This is a genomic window from Actinomadura formosensis NBRC 14204, assembly GCF_001552155.1.
GTDB classification, from domain to species: domain Bacteria; phylum Actinomycetota; class Actinomycetes; order Streptosporangiales; family Streptosporangiaceae; genus Spirillospora; species Spirillospora formosensis.
The window spans coordinates 18,850-40,501 of record NZ_BCQQ01000022.1; the positions used below are offsets into that span (position 1 = coordinate 18,850).

At 69.8% G+C, this 21,652-nt stretch carries 21 protein-coding genes; 10 read left to right on the plus strand and 11 right to left on the minus strand.

The window, feature by feature from the left end:
* Positions 1-134: 134 nt before the first annotated feature.
* Together AF1_RS08290 and AF1_RS08295 are read left to right on the plus strand one after the other, a co-directional pair.
* Positions 135-902 (plus strand): SDR family NAD(P)-dependent oxidoreductase, encoded by a 768-nt coding sequence (locus tag AF1_RS08290; protein ID WP_165488294.1) that lies wholly within the window; start codon positions 135-137, stop codon positions 900-902.
* 72 nt (positions 903-974) lie between these two features.
* On the plus strand, positions 975-1,535 hold the full coding sequence (locus tag AF1_RS08295) for a cysteine hydrolase family protein (RefSeq protein ID WP_067794605.1): 561 nt from the start codon (positions 975-977) through the stop codon (positions 1,533-1,535).
* A gap of 130 nt (positions 1,536-1,665) precedes the next feature.
* Here the strand turns inward: AF1_RS08295 and AF1_RS08300 are convergent, their stop codons facing one another.
* The 9 genes from AF1_RS08300 to AF1_RS08340 form a co-directional block, all read right to left on the minus strand.
* Positions 1,666-2,799 (minus strand): ABC transporter ATP-binding protein, encoded by a 1,134-nt coding sequence (locus tag AF1_RS08300; protein WP_131732285.1) that lies wholly within the window; start codon positions 2,797-2,799, stop codon positions 1,666-1,668.
* Positions 2,796-4,538 carry an ABC transporter permease gene (locus tag AF1_RS08305; RefSeq protein ID WP_067794608.1) on the minus strand — a complete coding sequence of 581 codons (1,743 nt, stop codon included), beginning with the start codon at positions 4,536-4,538 and terminating at the stop codon, positions 2,796-2,798. Before AF1_RS08305 ends, AF1_RS08300 begins: the two co-directional genes overlap by 4 nt.
* Before the next feature lie 132 nt (positions 4,539-4,670).
* A complete protein-coding gene (locus AF1_RS08310) occupies positions 4,671-5,717 on the minus strand; it encodes an ABC transporter substrate-binding protein (RefSeq protein ID WP_067794611.1) in 1,047 nt (348 codons plus the stop codon).
* Between the two features lie 219 nt (positions 5,718-5,936).
* The gene (locus AF1_RS08315) at positions 5,937-6,407 is read right to left on the minus strand and encodes a VOC family protein (RefSeq protein WP_067794614.1); all 471 of its coding nucleotides are present in this window, start codon (positions 6,405-6,407) and stop codon (positions 5,937-5,939) included.
* On the minus strand, positions 6,404-6,889 hold the full coding sequence (locus AF1_RS08320; RefSeq protein ID WP_084262589.1) for a VOC family protein: 486 nt from the start codon (positions 6,887-6,889) through the stop codon (positions 6,404-6,406). Before AF1_RS08320 ends, AF1_RS08315 begins: the two co-directional genes overlap by 4 nt.
* 75 nt (positions 6,890-6,964) lie before the next feature.
* Positions 6,965-8,419, minus strand: a complete 1,455-nt coding sequence (locus tag AF1_RS08325; RefSeq protein ID WP_306303157.1) for an aldehyde dehydrogenase family protein — start codon at positions 8,417-8,419, stop codon at positions 6,965-6,967.
* The gene (locus tag AF1_RS08330) at positions 8,416-8,730 is read right to left on the minus strand and encodes a Dabb family protein (RefSeq protein ID WP_067794620.1); all 315 of its coding nucleotides are present in this window, start codon (positions 8,728-8,730) and stop codon (positions 8,416-8,418) included. Before AF1_RS08330 ends, AF1_RS08325 begins: the two co-directional genes overlap by 4 nt.
* 4 nt (positions 8,731-8,734) lie before the next feature.
* On the minus strand, positions 8,735-9,652 hold the full coding sequence (locus AF1_RS08335; protein ID WP_067794623.1) for an alpha/beta fold hydrolase: 918 nt from the start codon (positions 9,650-9,652) through the stop codon (positions 8,735-8,737).
* A gap of 95 nt (positions 9,653-9,747) precedes the next feature.
* The gene (locus tag AF1_RS08340; RefSeq protein WP_067794626.1) at positions 9,748-10,893 is read right to left on the minus strand and encodes an acyl-CoA dehydrogenase family protein; all 1,146 of its coding nucleotides are present in this window, start codon (positions 10,891-10,893) and stop codon (positions 9,748-9,750) included.
* 247 nt (positions 10,894-11,140) lie between these two features.
* On the opposite strand from AF1_RS08340, the gene AF1_RS08345 reads away from it, so the two are divergent.
* The 3 genes from AF1_RS08345 (at position 11,141) to AF1_RS08355 (ending at position 14,324) form a co-directional block, all read left to right on the plus strand.
* Entirely contained in the window at positions 11,141-12,109 is a 969-nt protein-coding gene (locus AF1_RS08345; RefSeq protein WP_067794629.1) for a substrate-binding domain-containing protein, read from the plus strand.
* 31 nt (positions 12,110-12,140) lie between these two features.
* Entirely contained in the window at positions 12,141-13,229 is a 1,089-nt protein-coding gene (locus AF1_RS08350; protein WP_067794632.1) for a zinc-dependent alcohol dehydrogenase, read from the plus strand.
* A 99-nt stretch (positions 13,230-13,328) separates the two neighbouring features.
* Positions 13,329-14,324 (plus strand): alpha/beta hydrolase, encoded by a 996-nt coding sequence (locus tag AF1_RS08355; protein WP_255218789.1) that lies wholly within the window; start codon positions 13,329-13,331, stop codon positions 14,322-14,324.
* 108 nt (positions 14,325-14,432) lie between these two features.
* On the opposite strand, the gene AF1_RS08360 is transcribed toward AF1_RS08355, so the two are convergent.
* Both AF1_RS08360 and AF1_RS08365 read right to left on the minus strand, forming a co-directional pair.
* On the minus strand, positions 14,433-15,404 hold the full coding sequence (locus tag AF1_RS08360; RefSeq protein WP_067794638.1) for a PDR/VanB family oxidoreductase: 972 nt from the start codon (positions 15,402-15,404) through the stop codon (positions 14,433-14,435).
* 2 nt (positions 15,405-15,406) lie between these two features.
* Positions 15,407-16,669, minus strand: coding sequence for a cytochrome P450 (locus tag AF1_RS08365; protein ID WP_067794641.1), 1,263 nt, complete (start codon positions 16,667-16,669; stop codon positions 15,407-15,409).
* A gap of 451 nt (positions 16,670-17,120) precedes the next feature.
* Between AF1_RS08365 and AF1_RS08370 the strand changes: the two genes are divergently transcribed.
* From AF1_RS08370 to AF1_RS08390, 5 genes are all read left to right on the plus strand, one after another.
* Positions 17,121-17,870 carry a FadR/GntR family transcriptional regulator gene (locus tag AF1_RS08370; RefSeq protein ID WP_067794644.1) on the plus strand — a complete coding sequence of 250 codons (750 nt, stop codon included), beginning with the start codon at positions 17,121-17,123 and terminating at the stop codon, positions 17,868-17,870.
* A 303-nt stretch (positions 17,871-18,173) separates the two neighbouring features.
* Entirely contained in the window at positions 18,174-18,938 is a 765-nt protein-coding gene (locus AF1_RS08375; RefSeq protein ID WP_067794647.1) for an enoyl-CoA hydratase/isomerase family protein, read from the plus strand.
* 162 nt (positions 18,939-19,100) lie between these two features.
* Complete coding sequence (locus AF1_RS08380; RefSeq protein ID WP_067794650.1) at positions 19,101-19,940, plus strand: TauD/TfdA dioxygenase family protein; 840 nt, start codon at positions 19,101-19,103, stop codon at positions 19,938-19,940.
* Positions 19,941-19,990: 50 nt separating this feature from the next.
* Positions 19,991-20,920: an NAD(P)-dependent oxidoreductase gene (locus AF1_RS08385; RefSeq protein ID WP_067794653.1), complete on the plus strand. Its 930-nt coding sequence runs from the start codon at positions 19,991-19,993 to the stop codon at positions 20,918-20,920.
* Between the two features lie 130 nt (positions 20,921-21,050).
* Positions 21,051-21,533: a MarR family winged helix-turn-helix transcriptional regulator gene (locus AF1_RS08390; protein ID WP_067794656.1), complete on the plus strand. Its 483-nt coding sequence runs from the start codon at positions 21,051-21,053 to the stop codon at positions 21,531-21,533.
* The last annotated feature ends 119 nt before the right edge of the window (positions 21,534-21,652 follow it).

Sequence of the window (21,652 nt, forward strand, 5' to 3'; positions counted from 1 at the left end):
ACACCACGGGGTTGTACTGTCTATCGCATGAACAGTCCTAACATAGGCATATTTACCCGCTTTTAGCGGGGGTGCCCCGGCAGAAGGGAAGCACGATGACGTCAACCCGACCCCACGACCCCTCGGAGGAGCAATTGAGCTCGCGGAACGGCGCCGGCCGCCTGGACGGTCGAGTCGCGATCGTCTCCGGAGGCGCGGGCGGGATCGGCCAAGGCGTGGCCGGGCTCTTCGTGGCGGAAGGCGCCTCCGTCATGGTGTGCGACCTGCCCGAGTCCGAGGGCAAGGCCGTCGCCCAGTCCCTGGGGCCCGCCGCCGGGTACACGGCGCTCGATGTACGCGACCCCCGGCAGTGGCGGAACGCCGTCGAGGCGTGCACCGCTCAGTTCGGCGCCGAACCCGACATCCTCGTCCAGACGGCGGGGATCATGGTTTTCGGTCCCGTCGACACGGGCGACCCCGAGCAGTTCCGGACCGCTTTCGAGGTCAATGTCATGGGAACCCTGAACGGCATCCAGGCGGTCGCACCCGGCATGCGGCGGGGAGGCCGGGGCGCCATCGTGGTGGTCACGTCCATGGCGGGTGTGACCTTCGCCTGCAAGGCCATGGGCCCCTACGCCGCCAGCAAGGCCGCGGCGTCCTCGCTGGTGCGAACGGCGGCCCTCGACTTCGCCGGCACCGGCATCCGGGTGAACTCCATCGTGCCGGGCCAGATCGACACGCCCATGTCGCGAGCGGCCGGCGTGACGGCCGAGTTCTTCGAGCAGATGCCCATTCCCCGCATCGGGCAGCCGCGCGACATCGCGAACGCGGCCCTGTATCTCTCCTCGGACGAGAGCTCCTGGGTGACCGGCACGGATCTGCTCGTCGACGGCGGCATGGAGGCCGGGCCCGTCCTGGGGTGAGCACCGCTCCCGCCGCACGGTCGTGACGAACCCGCCGCAGACATCGACCCCCGACAACATGAGGAAGCACACATGAGTGACCAGGCTCTGCTCGTCATGGACTTTCAACCCGCCGTCCTCCAGGCCGTCGGAGGTGATGAGAGCCCTGCCCTCGCGGCGGCCGTCTCAGCCGTCGAGGCCGCCCGCCGGGCGCAGGTTCCCGTCATCTTCGTCCGGGTCGCCTTCCGCTCGGGCTACCCGGAGGTGAACCCCTCCAACAAGGGCCTGTCTCCCCTTTCCGGGTACGGCGACCTCTTCGTCGAGACCGAACCGACCACCCAGGTGCACTCGGCCCTCGGCGGCGACGCCGGGGACATCATCGTGACCAAGCGTCGCATCAGCGCGTTCGCCGGCACCGACCTCGGCTCGATCCTCACCGGGCTCGGCGTCTCCCGCCTCGTTCTCGCCGGCGTCGTCACCAGCGGTGTCGTGCTGTCGACCGTCCGCCACGCCGGCGACGCCGACTTCGAGATCACCGTTCTGTCCGACGCGTGCGCCGACACCGACGACGAGGTCCACCAGGTCCTCATGGAAAAGGTCTTCCCCGGCCAGGCCGATGTCGTATCGACCAAGGAGTGGGCCGCCTCCCTCTGACCACGAACCGCAGCGGCGGGGCCCGGCCTCTTCGGCCGGGCCCTTCACATGCCGTCCGCCGAGTCGGCGAGGATCGAACCCCCGCACCCCGTGCGTGGGCCCTTCGAGTGCCGCGCGGGTCGAACCGGCTTCAGATGCGGAACGCGAGGAGTTTCGAGCCGGGCACCGAAACGTAAGCCTCACTGCCCGCCGCGGGGAGGTCGCGATCCACACTCCACACGCGCTGCTTCAACGGCCCCACGGACAGATCGGCCTCGGTGTGCGTACCGACGAACACCGAGGCGGCCACTGAGGCGAGCCAGGTGTTGGGAGAATCCGCCGGTGCCTCAGGCGCCACCGTGGCGCTTTCCGGACGCCAGATCAGCACCAGCTCGTCACCGACCGCCAGAGCGCGATCCCGATCGGTCGCCGACACCTTCCCGAGAGGCGTGTCCGCGATCACCTGCCCGTCGCCGTCCACCGACAGGACGGTGCCGGGGATCTTGTTCGCGGTGCCGATGAACGTCGCGACCTCCAGGGAGGCCGGCCGCGTGTACACGTCCCGAGGCGAGCCGAGCTGCCGGATCCTGCCACCGCCGAGGACCGCGATCCGGTCGGCCATCGCCATGGCCTCGCCCTGGTCGTGCGTCACGTACACGGCCGCGAATCCGATCTCCCGCTGCATCTCCAGCAGCTCGAACCGCAGTTCGTCCCGGACCCTCGCGTCGACGTTCGACAACGGCTCGTCGAAGAGGACGAGTTCGTCGTTGGTGACCAGGGCCCTGGCCAAGGCGACGCGTTGCTGCTGCCCCCCGCTTATCTGGGACGGGTAGGAGTTCCTGAGATCCCCGATGCCGATCCGCTCGAGAGCACGCGCCACCCGCCCGGGTATGTCATGCCTGGCGACCTTGCGGTGGCGCAGCGGGAACGCGATGTTGTCGTAGACGGTCATGTGCGGCCACAGCGCGTACGACTGGAAGACCATGCTGAGGTTCCGTCGTTCCGGTGGGACGAAGACCCGCGATCGGCCCGAGAAGTAGGTCCTGCCGCGCATCCGGATCTCCCCGCCATCGGGCTCTTCGAGACCCGCGAGGCAGCGCAGCAGCGTCGTCTTGCCGCAGCCGCTGGGCCCGAGCAGGACGACGAACTCCCCCTGGGCGATCTTCAGCGACACCCCGTCCATCGCGGGCACGGTCTGACCGTCTCGCCGTGTGAACGACTTGTGCAGGTCCTCGATCTCCACCAGGAGGTCCGGGGAAGGCCGCGCGGGGGTCACCTTGCTCACTTGTTCCTCGCTGTCCTGACTCGGCGTTCGGAGCGGCCGGAGAGCCGCCTGCCCAGGCCGGTTCCGATCAGGACGCACAAGGTCGTGATCAGGACGAGCATCAGGGCCATGGCGGCGAGATCGGCGAACTCTCCCTTGTTGTAGGTGTCGAGGAGCTGGAATCCGACGACGGGTTGCCGGCTGGAGGCGAGCATCGAGGCGACCTCCATGTCGCCGGTGATGTTGACGAAGACCAGCGTCCAGCCGGCGACGAGTCCGGGAGCCATGAGCGGAAGCTGGACGCGGCCGAAGATCCGGCCGTCTCCGGCGCCCGACACCGACGCCGCCTCGACCATGTCGTCGCTCACCTGGGCCGCCGCGGCGTCGGAGACGATCGACGCCTGGGGGATGGACGTGGCCATGTAGGCGACGACGAACAGGACGAACGTGCCCTGCAACTCGAAGGGTGGCCCCGAGTACGCCAGGATCATGCCGACGATCACGATGAAGCCCGAGACCACGATCGGCAGCCGGATGGCCGCCTCCAGCAGGCGTGTGACCACGCCGCCGTCGCGGCGGACGTGCACCGCCATCAGCGCGGCGAACAGGATGATGCCCGTGCCGGCCACGGCACCCAGCAGCAGGCTGTTGCCGAAGGCCGAAACGGTCAGTTCGTCCTCCCAGACCCGCCGGAAGGAGTCGAATCCGAGGTCGCCCCAATGGATGTTCGGGGTCCAGAATCCGTTGAGCGCGGTGATCAGCAGCCCCAGCACCGGCAGGATGCCGGAGACGACGAGGAAGCCGGCGATGAAGGCGCGGGCCGGCCATCGCAGCCGTCCGAGGCGCACCGTGCTCGCGTGCGCCCCGCGACCACCGGCCTGGACGAACATCCCGCTCTTCATGATGCGCACCTGGAGAGCCCAGGCGCCTCCGACGATCACCAGGATGAACAGGCTCAACGAGACGGCCAGGTCGGTCCGCGGCGGATAGGTGAAGTTGATGAGGCGGACGATCCGGACCGTCAGGACGTCGATGCCGGCCGGTGTGCCGATGATGAGCGGGATGGAGAACATCGCGAACCCGAACCAGACGACGATGACCGACGCCGCGGCGATGCTCGGCTTGAGGCCGGGGAGCGTGATGCGCCAGAACGTGCCGGCGGAGCCGGCGCCGGCGACACGGGCCTGCTCTTCGAGGTCTCCGGGCATGTTGCGCAGTCCGGCGGAGACGAACAGGAAGACGTACGGCACGAGCACGACGAAGTAGCAGAAGATCATGCCGTGGATCGAGAAGATGTTCAGGGGGCCGGTCTCGATCTCGATGCCGGCCAGGCCCAGAAGGTCTCGAAGCCACACGTTCAGCAGGCCCGCGCGCGGGGAGAGCAGCAGCGTCCAGCCGATGGCCATGGCGATCGAGGGAAGCAGGAACGGCAGCAGCGGAACGATGCCGGTGATGCCCCGGATCCGGGCGTCGGTTCGCTCGTTGAGCCAGGCCAGCAACGAGCCGATGACGACCGCGCATGCCCCCGCGACAGCGACGATGAGCGTGGAGTCGCGGACCAGCTCGCCGACGCCCGGCGCGGTGAACGCCCGTTCGACCGGATCGACGCTGGGCGCGCCGTCCACCCAGAACAGGCGCCACACGACCCGCACGAAGGGATAGGCGACCACCACCGCGACCACGGTGATGACGGCCAGCGAAGCGATCTTGAACGGGGTGGGCCGGCGCGTCGCGCGCGTTCTCGATGCGGCTGCGTTCATGTGGGGCTCTCTCGGAGGCTCGTCGGCCGGTGCGGGCGGCTGGGCGGCGGCCGGGCGAGAACGCCCGCCGGGCCGGAACGCCCGAGCGTTCCCGCCCGCTGCCGTTGGAACCCGTGCGAGGGCGGACGGCGCTCAGCCGGTGCCGAGTGCCGCGCCGACCTTGGCGGCCGTCTCCTCGGTCACCGTGGCCGGCTGCTTGTACTTCTCTCCCAGCTTGACGCCCTGGTCGAACGGCCCCGCCGTGTAGAGTTCCTCGACTCCGTTGACCGCTTCGCTACCGGACTTCGACAGCAGGTAGCTCAGGAAGAGGCGGGCGGCATTGGGGTTCGGGGCTTGGGCGCTCAATCCGGCGCACAGCGGGGCGCCTGTGGTGTCCTCGGGAAGGTTGAAGGCAAGGGGCGCCCCCTTCTTGGCGCCGGCCCCGGTCACCTGACCGGCGGTCGGAATGAGGATGGCGCCCTCACCGGCCGCGAGAGCCGCCACGGCCTGGCCGGTGTCGGGGTAGAAGCGTGCAGCCTGGGCGCCGAGGTCGCGCAGGAACCGCTCGCCGCGGCTCTCCAGGAGGAAGTCGTACACCTGGACGCGCGTCGCCGACCCCTTCGGGCTGGTCATGAGGATCCTGCCTTTCCACCTGGGATCGAGCAGGTCGTCCCACGTGGTCGGTGCTTCGGCCTTGTTGATCTCGTCCGTGTTGTACCCGATGCCGTAGGGAGCCGTCTGGATCGACGGCACCGCTCCACCGTCGAGCTTGAAGTTCTCTGGGTACTTCTCGTAGCCGGGCACGTTCGCCTTGTTCATGGCCACGACGATGCCCTTGCCGACCTGGGCTCTGACGAAGGAGCAGTCCGCGCTGACCAGGATGTCGGCCCGCACGGCACGGGCTTCGGCCTCCGAAGCGAACCTGGTGTTGATGGAGGAGCTGGCGATCTTCTCGATGGTCACCGGCAGGCCGATGGCCTTGGCATAGCCGTCGCTGAGGCGCTTGTTGAGGACCTCTTCGAGGTTCGAGTAGACGTAGACCGCCTTCTCGTCGACGGCCTTGTCGAACAACGCGGCTTGGTCGGGGTCCCGGGGACGTTTGGCGTCCTCGGCCGCGCCGCCTCCGCAGCCGACCAGCAGCGCTCCGGTGACGGCCAGGGTGAGCGCCGTCGCAGCGGCACGACGGATCAGTGAGGTCATGGGGGGCTCCTGCGGGTGAGACGGAGGTCACCGACACTTCATTCTGCTTATTCTAATCATGATTGTCAACTATTGGGTGACAACCTGCCGGCTTCTCACGACCGAGGGGGACGATGCCCCCTACCCCCTGACGGCAACGCCCGGCTTCATGAGGCGACCCCCAAGCCCGGCGGAGTGCGGCCAGCCGCCGCTTGACGAACAACGAATTAAAAGTGACTATCATCCGCCCTGATGCGGCTGCTTCATGCCCGGTGCCACGCCGGGGTAGTACTTTGCGAGCCCCGGACGCTCGATGGTGGAGTTGCAGCCCTCGATGAGGATGCCGAGCGTGCTCGCGAAGAACGCCGCCCGGGAGTCGGGTTCGGTGGGCCCGCCCCGGTGCAGCCAGTCGCACGCGGCGAGCCGCTCGCGCTCCTTGGACAGGTCCTCGGTCCAGTAGCCCATGTGGTGGAACGCCGTGCCCTTGGCCGGCTCGTTGGGTGTGCCCGGCACTCGTTCGAACAGTTCGAGCGCGCATGGCCCGGCAGTGGCGAAGGTCAGGCGGGTCTTGAGGGTGTAGGGCCGGCCGTTCTGGTCGACCGACTCTCCGACGTAGTGCTTCACCGGGAGCCAGTCGAGGTTGAGGGCGGCGCCGAACCGCTCCATTCCCTCTTCGAGGTTGTCGAGGGCGAAGGCGATGTGCCAGATCAACGCGATCCTCCGTTGGGGTAGAAGTGCTCCAGGCCGGGACGCGAAGTCAGCGTGCTGGTGGCCTCCAGCAGCACGTCGTAGGGACCCTGGGTGATCAGGATCCGCCGCAGCGCGGTCTCGGTCTGGTCGGCGAGGAAGGCGACGCACGGCAGGCCCAGGTCGGCCAGCCGTCGCTCTTCGGCCATCAGGTCGTCCGCCCAGTAGCCCAGGTGGTGGAACGCGGAATCGCCCCGGCGGACGTTGGGCGTGCCGGGGGAGGGCTCGATCAGCTCGATGGACAGGGGCAGGTCGAGGGAGAAGACCACGCGGGTGTCCAGCTCCCACGCGGCTCCGCCGGGGCCCTCAAGGGTCCGCTTGACGGTGTGGAGGTCCGCCCACTTCACGCCGAGGGCCGCCGACAGTTCGTCCATGGCGGGTTCGAGTTCGTCCACGATGAATCCCGCATGCCAGATCTGCCGTGCGGTCGGCGCTACTATGTTCATGGTATGCAGATTATCTAAGCGGAGCCCTCTCGTCCAGACGGGGCGCCGACATCGCTGGGCGATCGGGTGGGAAGTTCAGGGCGTGGACCACGTGATCCGGTCGGCGGACGGGAAGTTGACGGACTTGAGTTCCAGGAACTGCTCGATGCCGAACCTTCCGAACTCGCGGCCGTGCCCCGACTGCTTGTAGCCGCCGAACGGAGCCCTGACGTTGAGACGGCCGCCGTTGACACCGACCATTCCCATGCGCATCCGGGCGGCCGCCTCGGCGGCCTCGGCGTCCGGGCCCCAGACCGCGCCGACGAGGCCGTACTCGCCGTCGTTAGCGATCGCGATGCCCTCCTCGACGTCGTCGTAGGCCAGCACGCACAGCACCGGTCCGAAGACCTCCACCCTGGCGATCGTCATGGCGGGATCGACATCGGAGAGAACGGTCGGAGCCACATAGTGCCCGCCGCCGGGCACCGGGCCGCCGGGACCGCCGGCCACGACGCGCGCGCCGTCCTCGATTCCCCGGGTCAGCAACGCAAGGACCCGCTCCTTCTGCGCGGCGGAGATCAAGGGGCCGACGGTGACGCCTTCGGTGAACGGGTCGCCGATCCGCTGGGCCTCCACGAAGGCGGCCAGTGCCGCCTCGGCCGGGCCGACCTGATCGCGAGGGACGATGAGACGGGTCAGCGCCGCGCACACCTGGCCGGAGTTGGTGAAGCAGCGGGCGGCCGTCGCCGCCGCCGCGGTCTCGGTGTCGGCACCGGGAAGCACCAGCGAAGGGCCTTTGCCGCCCAGTTCGAGGGCGACTCGTTTCACCGACCGCGCGGCGACCGCTCCGATCTGGCGGCCGACCGCGCTCGACCCCGTGAACGAGATGCCATCGACGTCCGGATGCGCCGTCAGCGCCTCTCCGACGGTGGAGCCGAGACCGGTCACCACGTTGAGCGCTCCCGCCGGAAGGCCCGCGTCGTGCAGCGCGTCGGCCAGCGCGTAGGCGCTCAACGGCGCCAGCTCGGACGGCTTGAGGACGACCGTGCAGCCGGCCAGCAACGCCGCGCCGACCTTGGCCACCACCTGGTGGAGCGGGAAGTTCCACGGGGTGATGGCCACCACCACCCCCAGAGGCTCGCGCACGACCACCGTGCTGTCGATCCGCTCGGACCAGGCGACCTCCGAGGCCGCGTCGCAGAGCGACCCGAGCACCTCGATGGGCCGGACGACCTGGGCGGCCCTGGAGACCGGCAAAGGCGTCCCCACCTCTTTGGAGATGAGCTCGGCGAGATCGTCCACCTCGTTCGAGAGCCGCGCGCAGGCGTCCCGGACGATCCGGACGCGAGTCTCCAGGGGAGTCGCCGACCATCCGGGAAACGCGCTCCGGGCGGCACTGACCGCCTGTTCCGCGTCCGCGGAATCCCCCGTGCAGACACGGGCGAGGATCTCGCCCGTGGCGGGATTCTCAACATAGATCCGGCCGATCGAGGCCGAGCGCTCCCAGCGTCCGCCGATGAACTGGCCGCCGGCGCGGCCCACCGGGTTCACGCCGCACCCTCCCCGGCGGGGGTGAACTCGAACTGGACGACGGCCTGGGACGCGACGAGCCCGCGCATCACCTCGCGCACCACGTCATGCGCGGGATGAGCGCTGTAGGCGCGCCAGCCGCCGGCGTCGTCGAAGTCCGCGACGAGCGCGTAGTCACCGCCGCCCGGCCGCACGCCCGCGTCGGGCCCGTGGCTGAACGACCGCACGTCCGGCGACCGGGCGCCGAGGTCGTCCAGTGCGGTACGCACCCGCGCCGCCTGGTTCTCGTCGAGTGCCTGCTTCCAGGTCATCAGGACCACATGGCGGAACATCCGTTCACCCCGCACTCGTCACGGCCGCGGGCTGGGCGCTCTGCGCCGGTTCGCCGCGGAGGAACCCGACCTGCACGCGGTTGTACTCCTCGGGCTGCTCGAACTGCGGCCAGTGGGCGGCCTCCTTGATCAGGTGGAACCGCACGTCGGGAATGTGGGAGAACCCCGCGCGGGCGTCCTCCCACGAGTGGATCGGATTGCGGTCGCTCCAGATCACCAGCGTCTGGGCCTGCACCCGGTTCAGCCGCTCGGGAGTGAGCCAGTAGTTCCGCGCGTCCTCGGGATCGAAGATCTTCTCGAACAGCTTGGTGAGGGACTTCTTGATCCCCGGTCGCGCGTAGATCGCCTGCCGGATGCGCACGAACTCCTCGGGGACCTGCGCGGGGTCCGCGAACAGCCACGCGATCCGGGAGCGGACGGCCTCGTCCGTGGTGTGCCGCAGCGAGGCGGTCGTGCGCGCGAGCAGGTCGCCCACGTCCTCGGCCTGCCGTCCCCCGGTCGCGGGGAGGCCGCCGGAGGTGTTGAGGACCAGCTTGTTCACGCGGTCGGGATGCTTGATCGCCATCCACGCGGAGACGCGCCCGCCGAACGACTCGCCGCAGAAGTCGGCCTTGTCGATGCCGGCGACGTCAAGGAACCGCACCACGTGGTCGAGCACCTCCGCGGTGGTGTAGTCGCTGGTCTCGGGAGCGTCGGTGTAGCCGTGGCCGAGCATGTCGATGGCGTAGCAGCGGCGGTCCCGGCTGTGCGCCCCGAGATTGCGGACCCACGTTTCGGCGTGTCCGCCGCCGCCGTGCAGGAACACGATCGGGGCGCCTTCGCCCGCCTCGATGCTCCGGGTGCGCACACCGCCGACGTCATAGAAGCGCTGCTCGAAAGCGGTGCCGAGGAGATCGACCCAAATGGTGTCGCTGGGTGCCATATCGCTGCCTTTCGTTGCGGGAGAGTCGGGCCCCGCGTGCCGGAGGGATGACGCGGCTCGCGGCCCGCAGGGGCGGGGGCCGCGAGCCGCGGGATTCAACCGCGGGGATTCAGTAGCGCGCGCGAGATGAGGAGCCGGTGGATCTCGTTGGTGCCCTCGACCAGCTGGAAGACCTTCGCGTCCCGGTAGGCGCGGCCGACGCGGAACTCGGGGGAGACGCCATAGGCGCCATGGATCTGGACGGCCTCGGTCGCCACCCGCTGGGCGACGTCGCTGGCGAACATCTTGGCCATGCTCGCCTCCGTCCGCGCGCGCGAGCCGCGGTCCATCTCCTCTGCGCACCGGCGGACGAGGAGCCTGGCGGCCTGGATCCCGGTGGCCATGTCGGCGAGCTTCTGCCGGATGAGCTGGTGGTTCCCGATGGGCGTCCCGGCGATGACCCGATCGCGCGCATATGTGATCGAGTCGTCGAGGCAGCCCTGTGCGAGGCCGACCGCTCGTGCGGCGACGGAGAGCCTGCCCCGCTCGACGGCTCCCATGGCGATGCGGTAGCCCTCGCCCTCTTCGCCGAGAAGGCACTCGGGACCGACGCGAACATCCTCCAGCACGACCTCCCCGCTGCACAGGGGACGGAAGCCGAGCTTGTCCTTGAACGGATGGGTGGACAGGCCCGGAGTGTCGATCGGGATCACGAACGCGCTGACTCCGGCGCGTCCGAGGGCGCGGTCGCGCGTGGCGAAGGTGACGATGAAGCCGGCGATGTCGATGTTGGTGATCCACGTCTTGGCGCCGTTGATCACGAACCCGTCGCCGTCGCGGCGGTAGGCCGTCTCCATCGCGGCCACATTGCTGCCGGACTGGGGTTCGGTGACGCCCGCGCATCCGAAGATCTCGCCCGCGGCCAGCGGAACGAGCCATCTCTTCTGCTGCTCGGCCGTGCCGTGGTCGAGCAGGCCCGAACCGACGAGTGCGGAAGGCATGCTCATCAGGACACCGAGGCAATGGTCGGCGGTCGACATCGCCTCGATGACCGCCGCGTACGTGACGTGGTCCAAACCGGCGCCGCCCAGTTCCACCGGAACGGTCCCGCCGAACAGCCCGAGTTCGCGCATGCGGTCGAGGATGTCGCGGGGCAGTTCCTCGGCCTTGTCGTAGCCGGCGACACGCGGGGCCACGACGTCTCGTGCGAACGAGGACACCAGGTCCACCAGCGCTGCGGACTCTTCGGCGGAAGTGCTCACGGTGTCCTGCCTTTCGAACGGGCGGTCCGGTCATTCGCGGAGCGGCGGGACCGGGCTCGGCGGAAACGGGAGGGGACGGGGACGCGAGCCGGCGCTCATCGGCACCCGCCCAGCGCCGTGTCAACGTCCAGCGGCCCCGTCCGGCACGTTGACGACGAGCCGAGTCAGGTCTCTATAATATGAGCATGGTAACTATGATTAATCACCCGATCAAGCGCCGCCCCGCGCCGGTACGGGCCCCCGCTCGATGAGCGGGTCCCTGAAGTTCGTCTTCGGCGGCCGTTACGACCGCCTCGCCGACGTGCCGGAGGTCGCCGCTCGCACCGGGATCGCGTTGGAGCTGGAGACGCTCGCCAGCCCCAAGGACGCCTTCGCCGCCCTGCGCGACTCCCCGGACGTCGCCGGCGGCGAGATGTCGGTGTCCTTCTATATGACCGAGCGATCCCGCCTCCGGGACGCCTGCGATCTCGTGGCGCTTCCCGTGTGGGTCTCGCGCGCGTTCCGGCACTCCAACATCTACGTGCGGCGGGACTCCGGCCTCCGCACGCCGGCCGACCTGCGGGGCAAGCGCATCGGGTTGCCCGAGTACGGGATGACGATGGCGGTCTGGCTGCGCGGTCTCTTCGCGGACGAGTACGGCCTGGCGCCCGGGGACGTGCGATGGATCACCCACCGGGCCGCGACCGGACTGACCGAGGACGCGGTGAAGTACCCGTCCGGGGTCGAGATCGTGGCCGCGCCGCCGGGACGGTCCCCGCAGCGGCACCTTCTCTCAGGCCACATCGATGCCTGGATCGGGGCCGGGGTCGCCCCGCCGGCGCCCGGAGTGCGCCGCCTCTTCGAGGATCCGTTCGCCGAGGAGCGCGAGTACTTCGCCAAGTCCGGCGTCTTTCCGGTGATGCACGTGCTCGTGGTCAAGCGCGATGTCCTGGACGGTGACCGCTCCCTGGCGCCCCGGCTCTTCGCGATCTTCGACGAGAGCAAACGCCGGGCACAGGAGCGGCTGTGGTCGACCGGCGTCGCCTACTCCACTCTGCCGTGGGCCTTGCAGGCGGCAGAGGAGCAGACCCGGTTCATGGGCGGGGACCCCTGGCCGTACGGGCTGGCGGCGAACGCGCCCACGCTCGACGCCCTGATGCGCTACATGGACCAGCAGGGCCTTCTCTGGGACGACCTGCCGCTCAACGAGTTCTTCCTGCCGCTTGAGCCGGCATGAGCGGTCGCGCCGCCCCTCCCCGGGAGTCATCATGACCACGGAAACGACGACCGCCCCGATCGCGCGGGCGGCGGTGCTCACCGGCCGCCGGCGGATCGAGATCCGCGAGTTCCCGATCCCCGCGGTCGGACCCCGCGACGGAGTCCTCGCGATCGAGGTCAACGGTGTCTGCGGCTCCGACGCGGAGTTCTACGATGCTGCCCTCGACGGCTATCCGATGCCGATGACGCTGGGGCACGAGCCTGTCGGCCGGGTCGTCGCGCTGGGGGAGGAACTGCGCCGTGCCTCCGGCGTCGATGTCGGCGACAGGGTCGTCGTCAACTCGGCGATCCGCTGCGGACGGTGCGCGGACTGCGCGGCGGGCGGGGACTGCCGCTCTCGTTCCTACGGGACCGTCTCCCCCGACGAGCCGCCCGGACTGTGGGGCGGAATGGCGACGCACCTGTACCTGGCGCCGGGTGCCACGCTCATCCCGCTCGCCGAGCACGTCACGCCGGCCGCCGCGGCGTTCCACAACCCGCTCGCCAACGGCTTCCAGTGGACGGTCGAGTCCGGCCGCGTCGGCCCCGGAACGACGGTGGCCGTCCTCGGCGCGGGCCCCCGCGGCCTCGCCTGTGCGCTCGTCGCGGTCCACTCGGGTGCCGAGCACGTCACCTGGGTCGGCCTTCCCCGCGATCGCGAACGGCTCGCGCTCGCGGCCGGGTTCGGGATCCATGACACCTACGAGACGGGTTCCGACGACCCCGACGAGTTGCGGGACGCGCTCGGCCGGCCCGTGGACGTCGTCGTCGACACCACGCCCTACTCGACGTCGGCGGTCGAGCAGGGCCTCCACGCGCTCAAGCGGGACGGGCGGCTGGTCCTGGCCGGGTTGAAGGGCTCGGGTCGCAGGCTCGAACTCGAGATCGACCTGATCGCCCGGCGAAGGCTCACCGTCACCGGTCCCCACAGCAAGGGGCTGCGATCTCTTCGGCTGGCCGTCCGAGCACTGAACGACGGCGGCTGGAACCTGGACGCCGTCCCCTCGCGGGCGTATCCGCTCGACCATGCGGCGGCGGCCATCGAGTCGCTCGCCTCGGCCGACCCGGCGCGCCCGCTGCAGGTGCGCGTCCAGAACTGACGGACGAGAGGAGTGAACGGCGTGCGGACGGCATCGGCGCCGATCGGTCCGGCCGGGGGAGGTCTCCGATCGATCTTCGTGCGGACCCCCGGGTTGACCATGCACGCCCTGGCCGCCGGCATCGGCCGGCCCCGGGTGCCGATCGTGCTGATCCACGGCTTTCCGCAGACCTCGCACGCGTTCCGCCATCAGGTCACCGCCCTGGCGGCGCACGGCCATCCCACGTACGCGGTGGACACGCGCGGTTACGGCCGGACCGACAAGCCGGGCACCCGGGTGAGCCGCGCCCTTCTCGCCGAGGACATCCGGCGGTTCTGCCTTGCCGAGGGGTTGTCCGACGTCACCGTGGTCGGTCATGACTGGGGAGGTCTGATCGCCTTCAAGGCGGCCATCGACCATCCGGCGATGTTCACGCGCCTGGGACTCATCGACTCCCCCTGCACGGTCATCTCCCCCGACATCCCCCACCCGTACTGGTTCAAGGCGGAGCCGCTGCCCGAGGCGTTCCTCGCGTCCCACGCCGCGGACATGATCGAGGTCCGGCTGGGCGGCCGTGCCGGCACCGTCCTGGGCGATCGCCCGGGCAACGCCTACGGCAACACCCAACCCGAGCGCGATGTGCCTTTCTTCTCGGACGCGGACATCGCCCACTACGTCGCGAGCCTCGACGCGGCCTCGCGGGCGAACGCCGTCCAGTACTACCGCTACGCCATGCCGCTCCACCGGGTCATCGCGGATCCCGACGCACCGAACGGCGAGCGCTACCAGGCGCTCTCGGAGCGGGAGGTGGCGGCCATGTGGCTGCACCACGAGGGTTATGACGCGCACCCGTGGCGGCACGAGTTCCATGACTTCGGTCCCGAGGACCGTCACAAGCGGTTCCACGGGCCGTCGCTGCTGATCTACGGGAAGCAGTACGCGGCCCGCTTCCCCGCACACGCCGACGGGGTCCTGCCCAGTGGCGACCCGTTCGCCGAGCAGTATGCGCGGTATTTCACCGACATGACGGTCCGCGAGACCGAGGCCGGTCACTACATCGCCGAGGAACTCCCGGAACTGGTGACCGGGGAAGTGCTCGCTCTGGCCGATCGCTGACGACCAGGGCCGCTGCCGCCCGTCCCGGGGGCGGGGCCCGCGACGCCGGAAGCCCGGCCGCCCGTTGTCCCGGCGGCCGGGCTCCGCGGTCCGGCGGGGCCTGGAGTCCTACAGGTCGAGGACGAGCTTCGGTGTATGGGAGCGGCCCACACAGATCAGCATCGTGCCCTCTTCGTCGTGCTCTTCGGGCGACATGAGGGTCCCCCGGTGATCCGGCCGCCCGGCGAGCACCCGGGTCTCGCAGCTGCCGCAGTAGCCCTCCTGGCACGAGAAGCCCAGGTCGCTCCTGATCGATTGGGCCGCCTCCAGGATGCTCTCATCCGCCGCGATCGTCAGCGTCACGCCCGAAGCCGCGAGCTCGACCTCGAACGCGGTGTCCTCGCCGCCCGCCGCCGGAGCGGCCCCCGATGCCGTGAACCGTTCCAGGTGCAGCCGGTCGGCGACTCCGGCGGCCGTGCACGCGTCCGTCATGGCATCGAGCAGCCCGGCGGGACCGCAGCAGTACAGAAGAGCCCCTTCGGGCAGTGCTCGCACGATGCCGGGCACGTCCAGAAGACCGGCCTCGTCCTGGGGGACCACGGTCGTCCGCTCTCCGCCGAGGGCCGCGAGTTCCGAGACGAACGCCATGGAGGCTCGGGCGCGGCCGCCGTAGACCAGCCGCCAGGAGGCGCCGCGGCGCTCGACCTCCTCCACCATCGCCTTGATCGGCGTGATGCCGATACCGCCGGCCACGAACAGGTACTCGTCCGCGTCGACGAGCGGGAAGTGGTTGCGGGGAAGGCGAGCCTCGATCTCATCGCCGGCCTTGAGGTCACGGTGCACCTCGACCGATCCCCCTCGTCCCTGCTCCTCCCTGAGGACGCAGAACGTGTAGGAACTCGTGTCCGCGGGGTCCCCGCACAGCGAGTACTGGCGGGACAGCCCGGAGGGCAGCCGCAGTTCCAGGTGCGCCCCCGGCTCCCACGGCGGGAGCGGGCCGCCGCCGACGGCCTCGAACTCGAGCAGGAGAACGCTCTCGGCGACCTGCTCGGTACGGTCGAGGATCAGCTTGAGCCTGGAGTCGCCGGTGCCGTCGGCCATGGTCAGTTCCCCCCGCTCCTGTCCACCGGCATCGTGACGTCGTAGCGGATGTACCGGCTGCTCCCCTCCACGCCGGCGAGCTTCTGGACGCCCTCGGGGTCCTTGGTGACGCCGCGTTCCAGAAGGAGGCGCACCATCTTCGTCTGGATCCCCTGAGCCTCCTCCGAACCCTGCTCCCACAGCAGCATGGGACGGCCGAGGCAGACGTGCGGCCCGGCGCCGAAGGCCATCCCGAAATGCGGCACCCTCGGGTCCTCGACCGTCCGGTTCAGGTTGTAGACGCCGGCGTCGTCACCGAAGACCGACGGGTCGTGATTCGCCTTCTCGACCCAGCCGGAGACCCAGGCGCCGGCGGGGATGAAGCGGCCGCTGGACTCCAGCACGGTGTCCTCGACGGCCATCCGGACCAGGTACGGACGGGAGGCCCGGTGCAGACGCAGCGATTCCTTCACGGCGAGATTGATGAACTCCCGGTCGCCGACCCTCGCCCGGTCCCCGGGATGGTCGGCGAGCCACGTGAGCAGGTCGTCGATGGCCCAGGCGACCTGCCAGACGGGATTGTTGACCGAGGCCGAGAGCAGCGCGACCATCTCGCGGAAGATGAGTTCCTCGTCGAGCCGGGCGTCTTCGGGGACCAGGAGCAGGCTCGTGAGGAGGTCGGCGGGAAGCGCGTCGCGCTTCTCGGGATCATCGCCCGCCTCAAGGATCAAGGCCCTGCGGCGGGCGAGGCTGGGTGCGAACATCTCTTCGCGGATCTGGCGGCGCGCCTCCCGGGCGGTGTCCAGGATCCGCCGGCGCGCCTCGGGGGTGGCGTACTCGACGGTCAGGCCGCTGACGACGTCGGACCCCAGCCGCTGGAACCGCGCGACCGTTTCGTCGTCGTCGACGTTGTCCAGCCCGACGAAGGCGGCCGTGACGCGCCAGATCACCCGCTTGCAGAAGTCGATGAGATCAAAATGGATCATCCCGTCGCGGGGCTCGGCGGTCTCCTGGACGCGCTTGAGGTTGTGCGCGTACACGGCGTCGATGAGCTTGCCCTCGGCGCCCCACGGCTGCGACGCCCTGATCATCTTCATCACGGCGCGCCGGCGGTTCAGGTGCTCGCGCCCGTCGATCGCGATGAGGCTGCCATGGACGAACTCGTCGGACTCCGCCTTGGTGCCCGCGACGACGAAGTCGCGGCCTCGCCGCAGAACCTCCTCGACCTCCCGGTATTCGGTCAGGTCGATGAAGCTCCGCGCATCCCAGGACTGTGCTTGGCTCATGCTGAGTTCCTCAATTCGCGTTCCGGCCGGCCGAAGGTTGACGTTGTCTGCTCGCTGGGCGTGGGCCACGGTCCGACGGCTCCGTCCGGTCCGCCTCGGCCCCGAGCCGGGCGGGCGGCGGCGCGCCGGTCCCGCGTGAAGCCGTGCGCCGCCGGCGGGTACGTCATCGGCGTCGGGATCGGCGTGGCCGAGCCGAGAAGGGCTCTCTCCCGCGGGCCGGCGAGGACATCCAATGGCCAAGTATAGTTACCATGCACATAGTATAGGTGGATGCCGGCGACGCCACAACGGACCCGCATCCTCTTGGATCAGGGAGTTCCGACGGGGTCGGAACGCCGCGGATCTTTCCCTGCATTTGGTCGTCACAGATGTCAGGGAGGTTGTACTAGGCTGGAGGGCGGCGAACAGCCGAGAAGAAGGGCTCCCCGTGGCAGGTCCTGTGCAGAGGCCGATGAAGCAGTCCGAGATCGTGGCGCGCGACCTCACCAACCGCATCGTGTCCGAGAACCTGGCCGAAGGCACCCGGCTGCCGAACGAGCGCGAGATGCTGGAGACCTACCAGGTCGGTCGCAGCACCCTGCGCGAGGCTCTGCGGCTGCTGGAGAGCCGGGGTGTGCTCACCATCAGGTCCGGCCGCGACGGCGGACCGGTCGTGCGCGGTCCCCGCGCCTCGGACCTGGGCGAGGCGCTGACGCTGCTGCTGCAGTTCGAGCGCGTGCCGTTCTCCGAGGTCTTCGCCGCCCGGCAGGCGCTGGAGCCCCGGCTCGCGCGGATGGCGGCCGAGAACATGGACGACGAGACGCTCACCGAGATGGCCGCCTGCAACGAGCGGATGGCCGCCAACCTCGACGATCGCGAGCTGTTCCGCAAAGAGAACTTCCGGTTCCACGAGCTGGTGGCCGCGGCGGCGCAGAACAAGGTGCTCGAACTGTTCTCCGCGGCGCTGGAGTCGGTCGCGGACGGGCTCGCCTTCGGTGTGGTGGCCGGTCAGTTCACGCACGCCCACCGCGCCGTCGCGCTGGACGCCCACCGCAATCTGCTCAAGGCGTTCATCACACGCGATCCCGACGCCGCCGAAGAAGCGATGCGCGTCCACCTCGAAGAGGGCCGGGCCTCGTGGGTCGCCGCCTACCGGGACCTGTCACGCCGTCCCGTCCAGTGGGCATCAGCGGCCACACAGGCCACGCGCACCGAATTCTGATCCCGAGCGGCTCCCTCCATCTGGCAGGCGGGCGCTTCCCGCTTCCATGGGCGCCGCAAACCCCGGCGTTCCTTCACCCGGGCTTGCCGGCCCCCTGCGGCACGAGGCCGCTCTTATCGGGCCGGCCGAGGTCACCGCCGTCGAACTCGGCGTCCCTGGAATCCGCACCGAGCGGCCGCGCCCACGCCCGTTCCCTCTTCCGGGCTCGCAGCTCTGGACCATAACATGATTATGGTAGGGAGTTTTGTTATGGTCGATCGACCTCGTGGCCCTGCCGGGTCGTCCGAACTGGAGGGGGTTCGCATGAGCGTGACATCGCCGGTCGAGTACCGGGTCGTCGACAAGATCGCCTACATCCGGCTCAACCGGCCCGAAACGGCCAACGCACTCGACCTCGACCTTGCCCTCGCGCTGTGCGCCGCCGCGCAGGCGGCCGGCGGCGACGAGTCGGTCCATCTCGTGACACTGACGGCGGCAGGCGGACGTTTCTGCGCCGGTGGCGACCTCGCCGCCATGGCGGCCGACGGCGACACCGGGAAGTACGTGTACAAGCTCGCGACGGCCGTCGACACGTTCACGAAGATGCTGTGGGAGATGCCGAAGCCCGTACTGGCGAGCGTCCAGGGCGTGGCCGCCGGCGCCGGCCTGGCGCTCGTGCTGGCCGCCGACCTCGTCGTGGCGAGCCGCGATGCGCGGTTCCTGGCCGCGTACGGTGCGGTCAACCTGACTCCGGACTGCGGCCTGTCCTACCTTCTGCCGAGGAGCGTGGGCGAGCACCGCGCGCTGGAGATGACGCTCCTGGACCGGGTGCTGACCGCGGACGAGGCCGGCGAATGGGGCATCGTCACCATGGTCTGCGACAACGCCGAGCTGGCCGCCACGACGGACGCCCTCGCCCGCAGGCTGCTCGCCAGATCGTCGTTCGCGCTCGGCAACACCAAGCGGCTCATCAGGCAGGGCTGGGAGCAGACACGGGTGGACAGCGGCTGGGCGGAGACCGCTTCCATCGCACGGGCCGCCGCGACTCCCGAGGCCGCCGACGCCATCACGGCGCTCTTCCAACGCTGAACCGGCAGCGTCCGGGCGTGCGGCCATGCCGGCGCCGGCGGCCAGGCGGCCAAGGGCCCGCTCGGAGGGACCGCCGAAAACACAGGCAGCCTGTTGACTTGGGGGTCACCGGCAACCTACGCTCTATTTCTGTTAAGTCTTATCAGAGATAGGAGTACGGGTGTGGAGGTCGTTCCGCTCAAAGCCGCGCTGGGTGCAGAACTGCGAGGCGTGGACCTCACCGAACCTCTGGACGACCGCGACGTCGAGACCGTGCGCAACGCGTTCGCCGACCACTTCCTGCTGGTCGTCCGCGATCAGCGCCTCAGCGGCGAGGACCAGGACCGGTTCGTCCGCTACCTGGGCCCGCTCCAGCGGTTCGACAACGGCGCCTATCACCAGTTCATGACGAACCAGGCCGTGGAGAACGCCGCGGAGGCCGGTTCGGGACGGCTGCTCTTCCACAACGACGGCGCCTACCGTGAACGCCCCCGTGCCGGGACGTCGCTCTACGCCATCGACGTCTCACCGACGTCCCCTCCGACGAGCTTCGCCAACGGCGTCCGCGCCTACGAGCTCCTGCCCGGGGAGCTTCGGCGGAGAATCGAGTCGCTCAGCGCGGTCCACATCCTCGACTACGACGACCCCGAGCAGGAGTCGAACCGTGTCCGGGAGGCCGACTTCCCAGCCGGAAGGACCTTGGCGGACGTCCGTCATGCCGTCCACCCGATGGTGGTGACCCTGCCCCACAGCGACCGCAAGGCCGTGTTCGTCAGCGAGTTCTACACCAGTCACATCAAGGAGCTCGGGCCCACCTCCGAGGAGGGCGAGGATCTCCTGCAGCAGGTCTTCAAGATCCTCTACCAGGAGTCCAACGTCCACTCGCACCACTACCGCAACGGCGACCTCGTCGTATGGGACAACCACGCCGCGCAGCACGCCCGCTCGGGCTCGGTCGACTCCAACCCGCGCCACCTGCGTCGCCTGGTCCTCGACCGGCTGTCGTGGAGCCGGACGGCATGAGCACCGAGCCGGCCCCTCGGCCCAACGCCTCCACCGGACAGGAGCCACCAGTGAAGGTCGGAATCATCGGTCTCGGCAACATGGGCGAACAGATCGCCGCCGCCGTCATCCGGGCGGGAATCGAGACACACGTCTACGACATTCGTCCCGAAGCGATCGCGAAGCTCGTGGCACAGGGTGGCCACGGCGCCGCCTCGGTCAAGGAGCTGGCCGAGGCGGTGGACGTCATCGGAGTGGTGGTCCTCAACGAACAGCAGGTCAGCCGGGTCGCGGACGACATTGCCGCGGCGGGGCGGCCCCGTACGATGGTCGTCCACAGCACCGTCACGCCCTCCTATGTCCAGGAACTCCACACGCGCCTCGCCTCATGCGGGGTGGCCGTCGTCGACGCCCCGGTCGCCGGCGGCGTCGCACGTGCCAGGACCGGTGACCTCACCGTCATGATCGGTGGAGACGACGCGGTGGTGGCCGGCCTCGGTCCCGTGTTCGAGGCCATCGGCCGCGACATCTTCCACGTGGGCCCGGCGGGCGCCGGAACGGCGGTCAAGCTGGCCGTGAACTTCATGACCATCGCGGGCTACGCCCTTGAGATCGAAGCGATGGAGATGGTCCGGGCCTACGGGCTCACCGAGGACGCGCTGAGCACCGTCCTCACCACCAGCTCCGCGGACTCGCGTGCCGTGCGCCGGTGGGGCTTCCATGATCGTCTTCGGCGTGCGGCGCCCCCGGGGACCGAACCGTCGCACCTCGTCATGCGCAAGGACGTCGCCTCCTTCGCGACCGCCGGGGGCCAGGCCGGCCTGATCCTTCCGCTGGCGGCCGTCGCCGCGCAGACCCTCCTCGGCACGATCGAGAAACGCGACCGGTACCTCGACGAACTGGGCGACGTGCCTCCCGTTCCGTGCTGCGCGGCCTGCACCCAGGAACTGATCCCGCCGTTCCGGGAGGCGGGCGTGCACCCTGAGTGCGCCACCTCGTAGCCCGGACGATCCACGCCCGCTCTTCGACATCCCGGGTCGGATGGTCCCGCTGACCAGGGGCGGGCGTGGACGGCGAAAGATGCACAGGAAGACTGCGTAGGCCGCCTGAGGAAAGCGATAGGGTGGGCGCGTGGAGACCGATTCGACAACGCCGGAACTCGCCATGGCGCTGTCACTCGCGACCGCCAGGCTGCGGGCCCGCCTGCGCAGCGAACAGGCCGAGGTCACCACCGGCCAGAACATGTCCCAGCTTTCGGTGCTCGGCCGCATCTCCGAGGCGGGCACGACGACCGCCAGCGAGCTCGCCAAGGCCGAACACGTCCGCCAGCAGTCCATCGCCGAGACGGTGGCCGGCCTCAAACGGCAGGGGCTCGTGTACAGCCGGCCCGATCCGTCCGACGGCCGCAAAGCGCTCCTCAGCCTCACCGAATCCGGCGCGGATCTCGTCCGCTCGATCGTCGAGCACCGCGGGGCATGGCTCGCCCGCGCCCTCGACGCCCACGTCACGGCCGCCGAGCGGGCGGTGCTGGCGCAGGCCACCGAGATCATGTTCCGGCTGGCCGACTGCCCCCCGCTGCGCGAGGCACCCCCGCCCGAGCGCGAGACGCCCTGAGACGCATTCTCGACCCAGACCCGAAGCCTCGCCGGGCGCCGCACGGGTGCGCCGAACCTGTGTCAGCGCACCTGTCGCGGCGGCGGCGCCGGCCGCGACAGGTGCCCGCCACGGCGTGA

What these genes read in the sequence shown, in the direction of transcription:
- AF1_RS08310 (WP_067794611.1), bottom strand. Translation starts at nt 5,717, where the DNA reads ATGACCTCACTGATCCGTCGTGCCGCTGCGACGGCGCTCACCCTGGCC.
- AF1_RS08350 (WP_067794632.1), top strand. Translation starts at nt 12,141, where the DNA reads ATGACCACGGAAACGACGACCGCCCCGATCGCGCGGGCGGCGGTGCTC.
- AF1_RS08355 (WP_255218789.1), top strand. Translation starts at nt 13,329, where the DNA reads ATGCACGCCCTGGCCGCCGGCATCGGCCGGCCCCGGGTGCCGATCGTG.
- AF1_RS08360 (WP_067794638.1), bottom strand. Translation starts at nt 15,404, where the DNA reads ATGGCCGACGGCACCGGCGACTCCAGGCTCAAGCTGATCCTCGACCGT.
- AF1_RS08335 (WP_067794623.1), bottom strand. Translation starts at nt 9,652, where the DNA reads ATGGCACCCAGCGACACCATTTGGGTCGATCTCCTCGGCACCGCTTTC.
- AF1_RS08295 (WP_067794605.1), top strand. Translation starts at nt 975, where the DNA reads ATGAGTGACCAGGCTCTGCTCGTCATGGACTTTCAACCCGCCGTCCTC.
- AF1_RS08330 (WP_067794620.1), bottom strand. Translation starts at nt 8,730, where the DNA reads ATGTTCCGCCATGTGGTCCTGATGACCTGGAAGCAGGCACTCGACGAG.
- AF1_RS08345 (WP_067794629.1), top strand. Translation starts at nt 11,141, where the DNA reads ATGAGCGGGTCCCTGAAGTTCGTCTTCGGCGGCCGTTACGACCGCCTC.
- AF1_RS08320 (WP_084262589.1), bottom strand. Translation starts at nt 6,889, where the DNA reads ATGAACATAGTAGCGCCGACCGCACGGCAGATCTGGCATGCGGGATTC.
- AF1_RS08365 (WP_067794641.1), bottom strand. Translation starts at nt 16,669, where the DNA reads ATGAGCCAAGCACAGTCCTGGGATGCGCGGAGCTTCATCGACCTGACC.
- AF1_RS08305 (WP_067794608.1), bottom strand. Translation starts at nt 4,538, where the DNA reads ATGAACGCAGCCGCATCGAGAACGCGCGCGACGCGCCGGCCCACCCCG.
- AF1_RS08370 (WP_067794644.1), top strand. Translation starts at nt 17,121, where the DNA reads ATGAAGCAGTCCGAGATCGTGGCGCGCGACCTCACCAACCGCATCGTG.
- AF1_RS08375 (WP_067794647.1), top strand. Translation starts at nt 18,174, where the DNA reads ATGAGCGTGACATCGCCGGTCGAGTACCGGGTCGTCGACAAGATCGCC.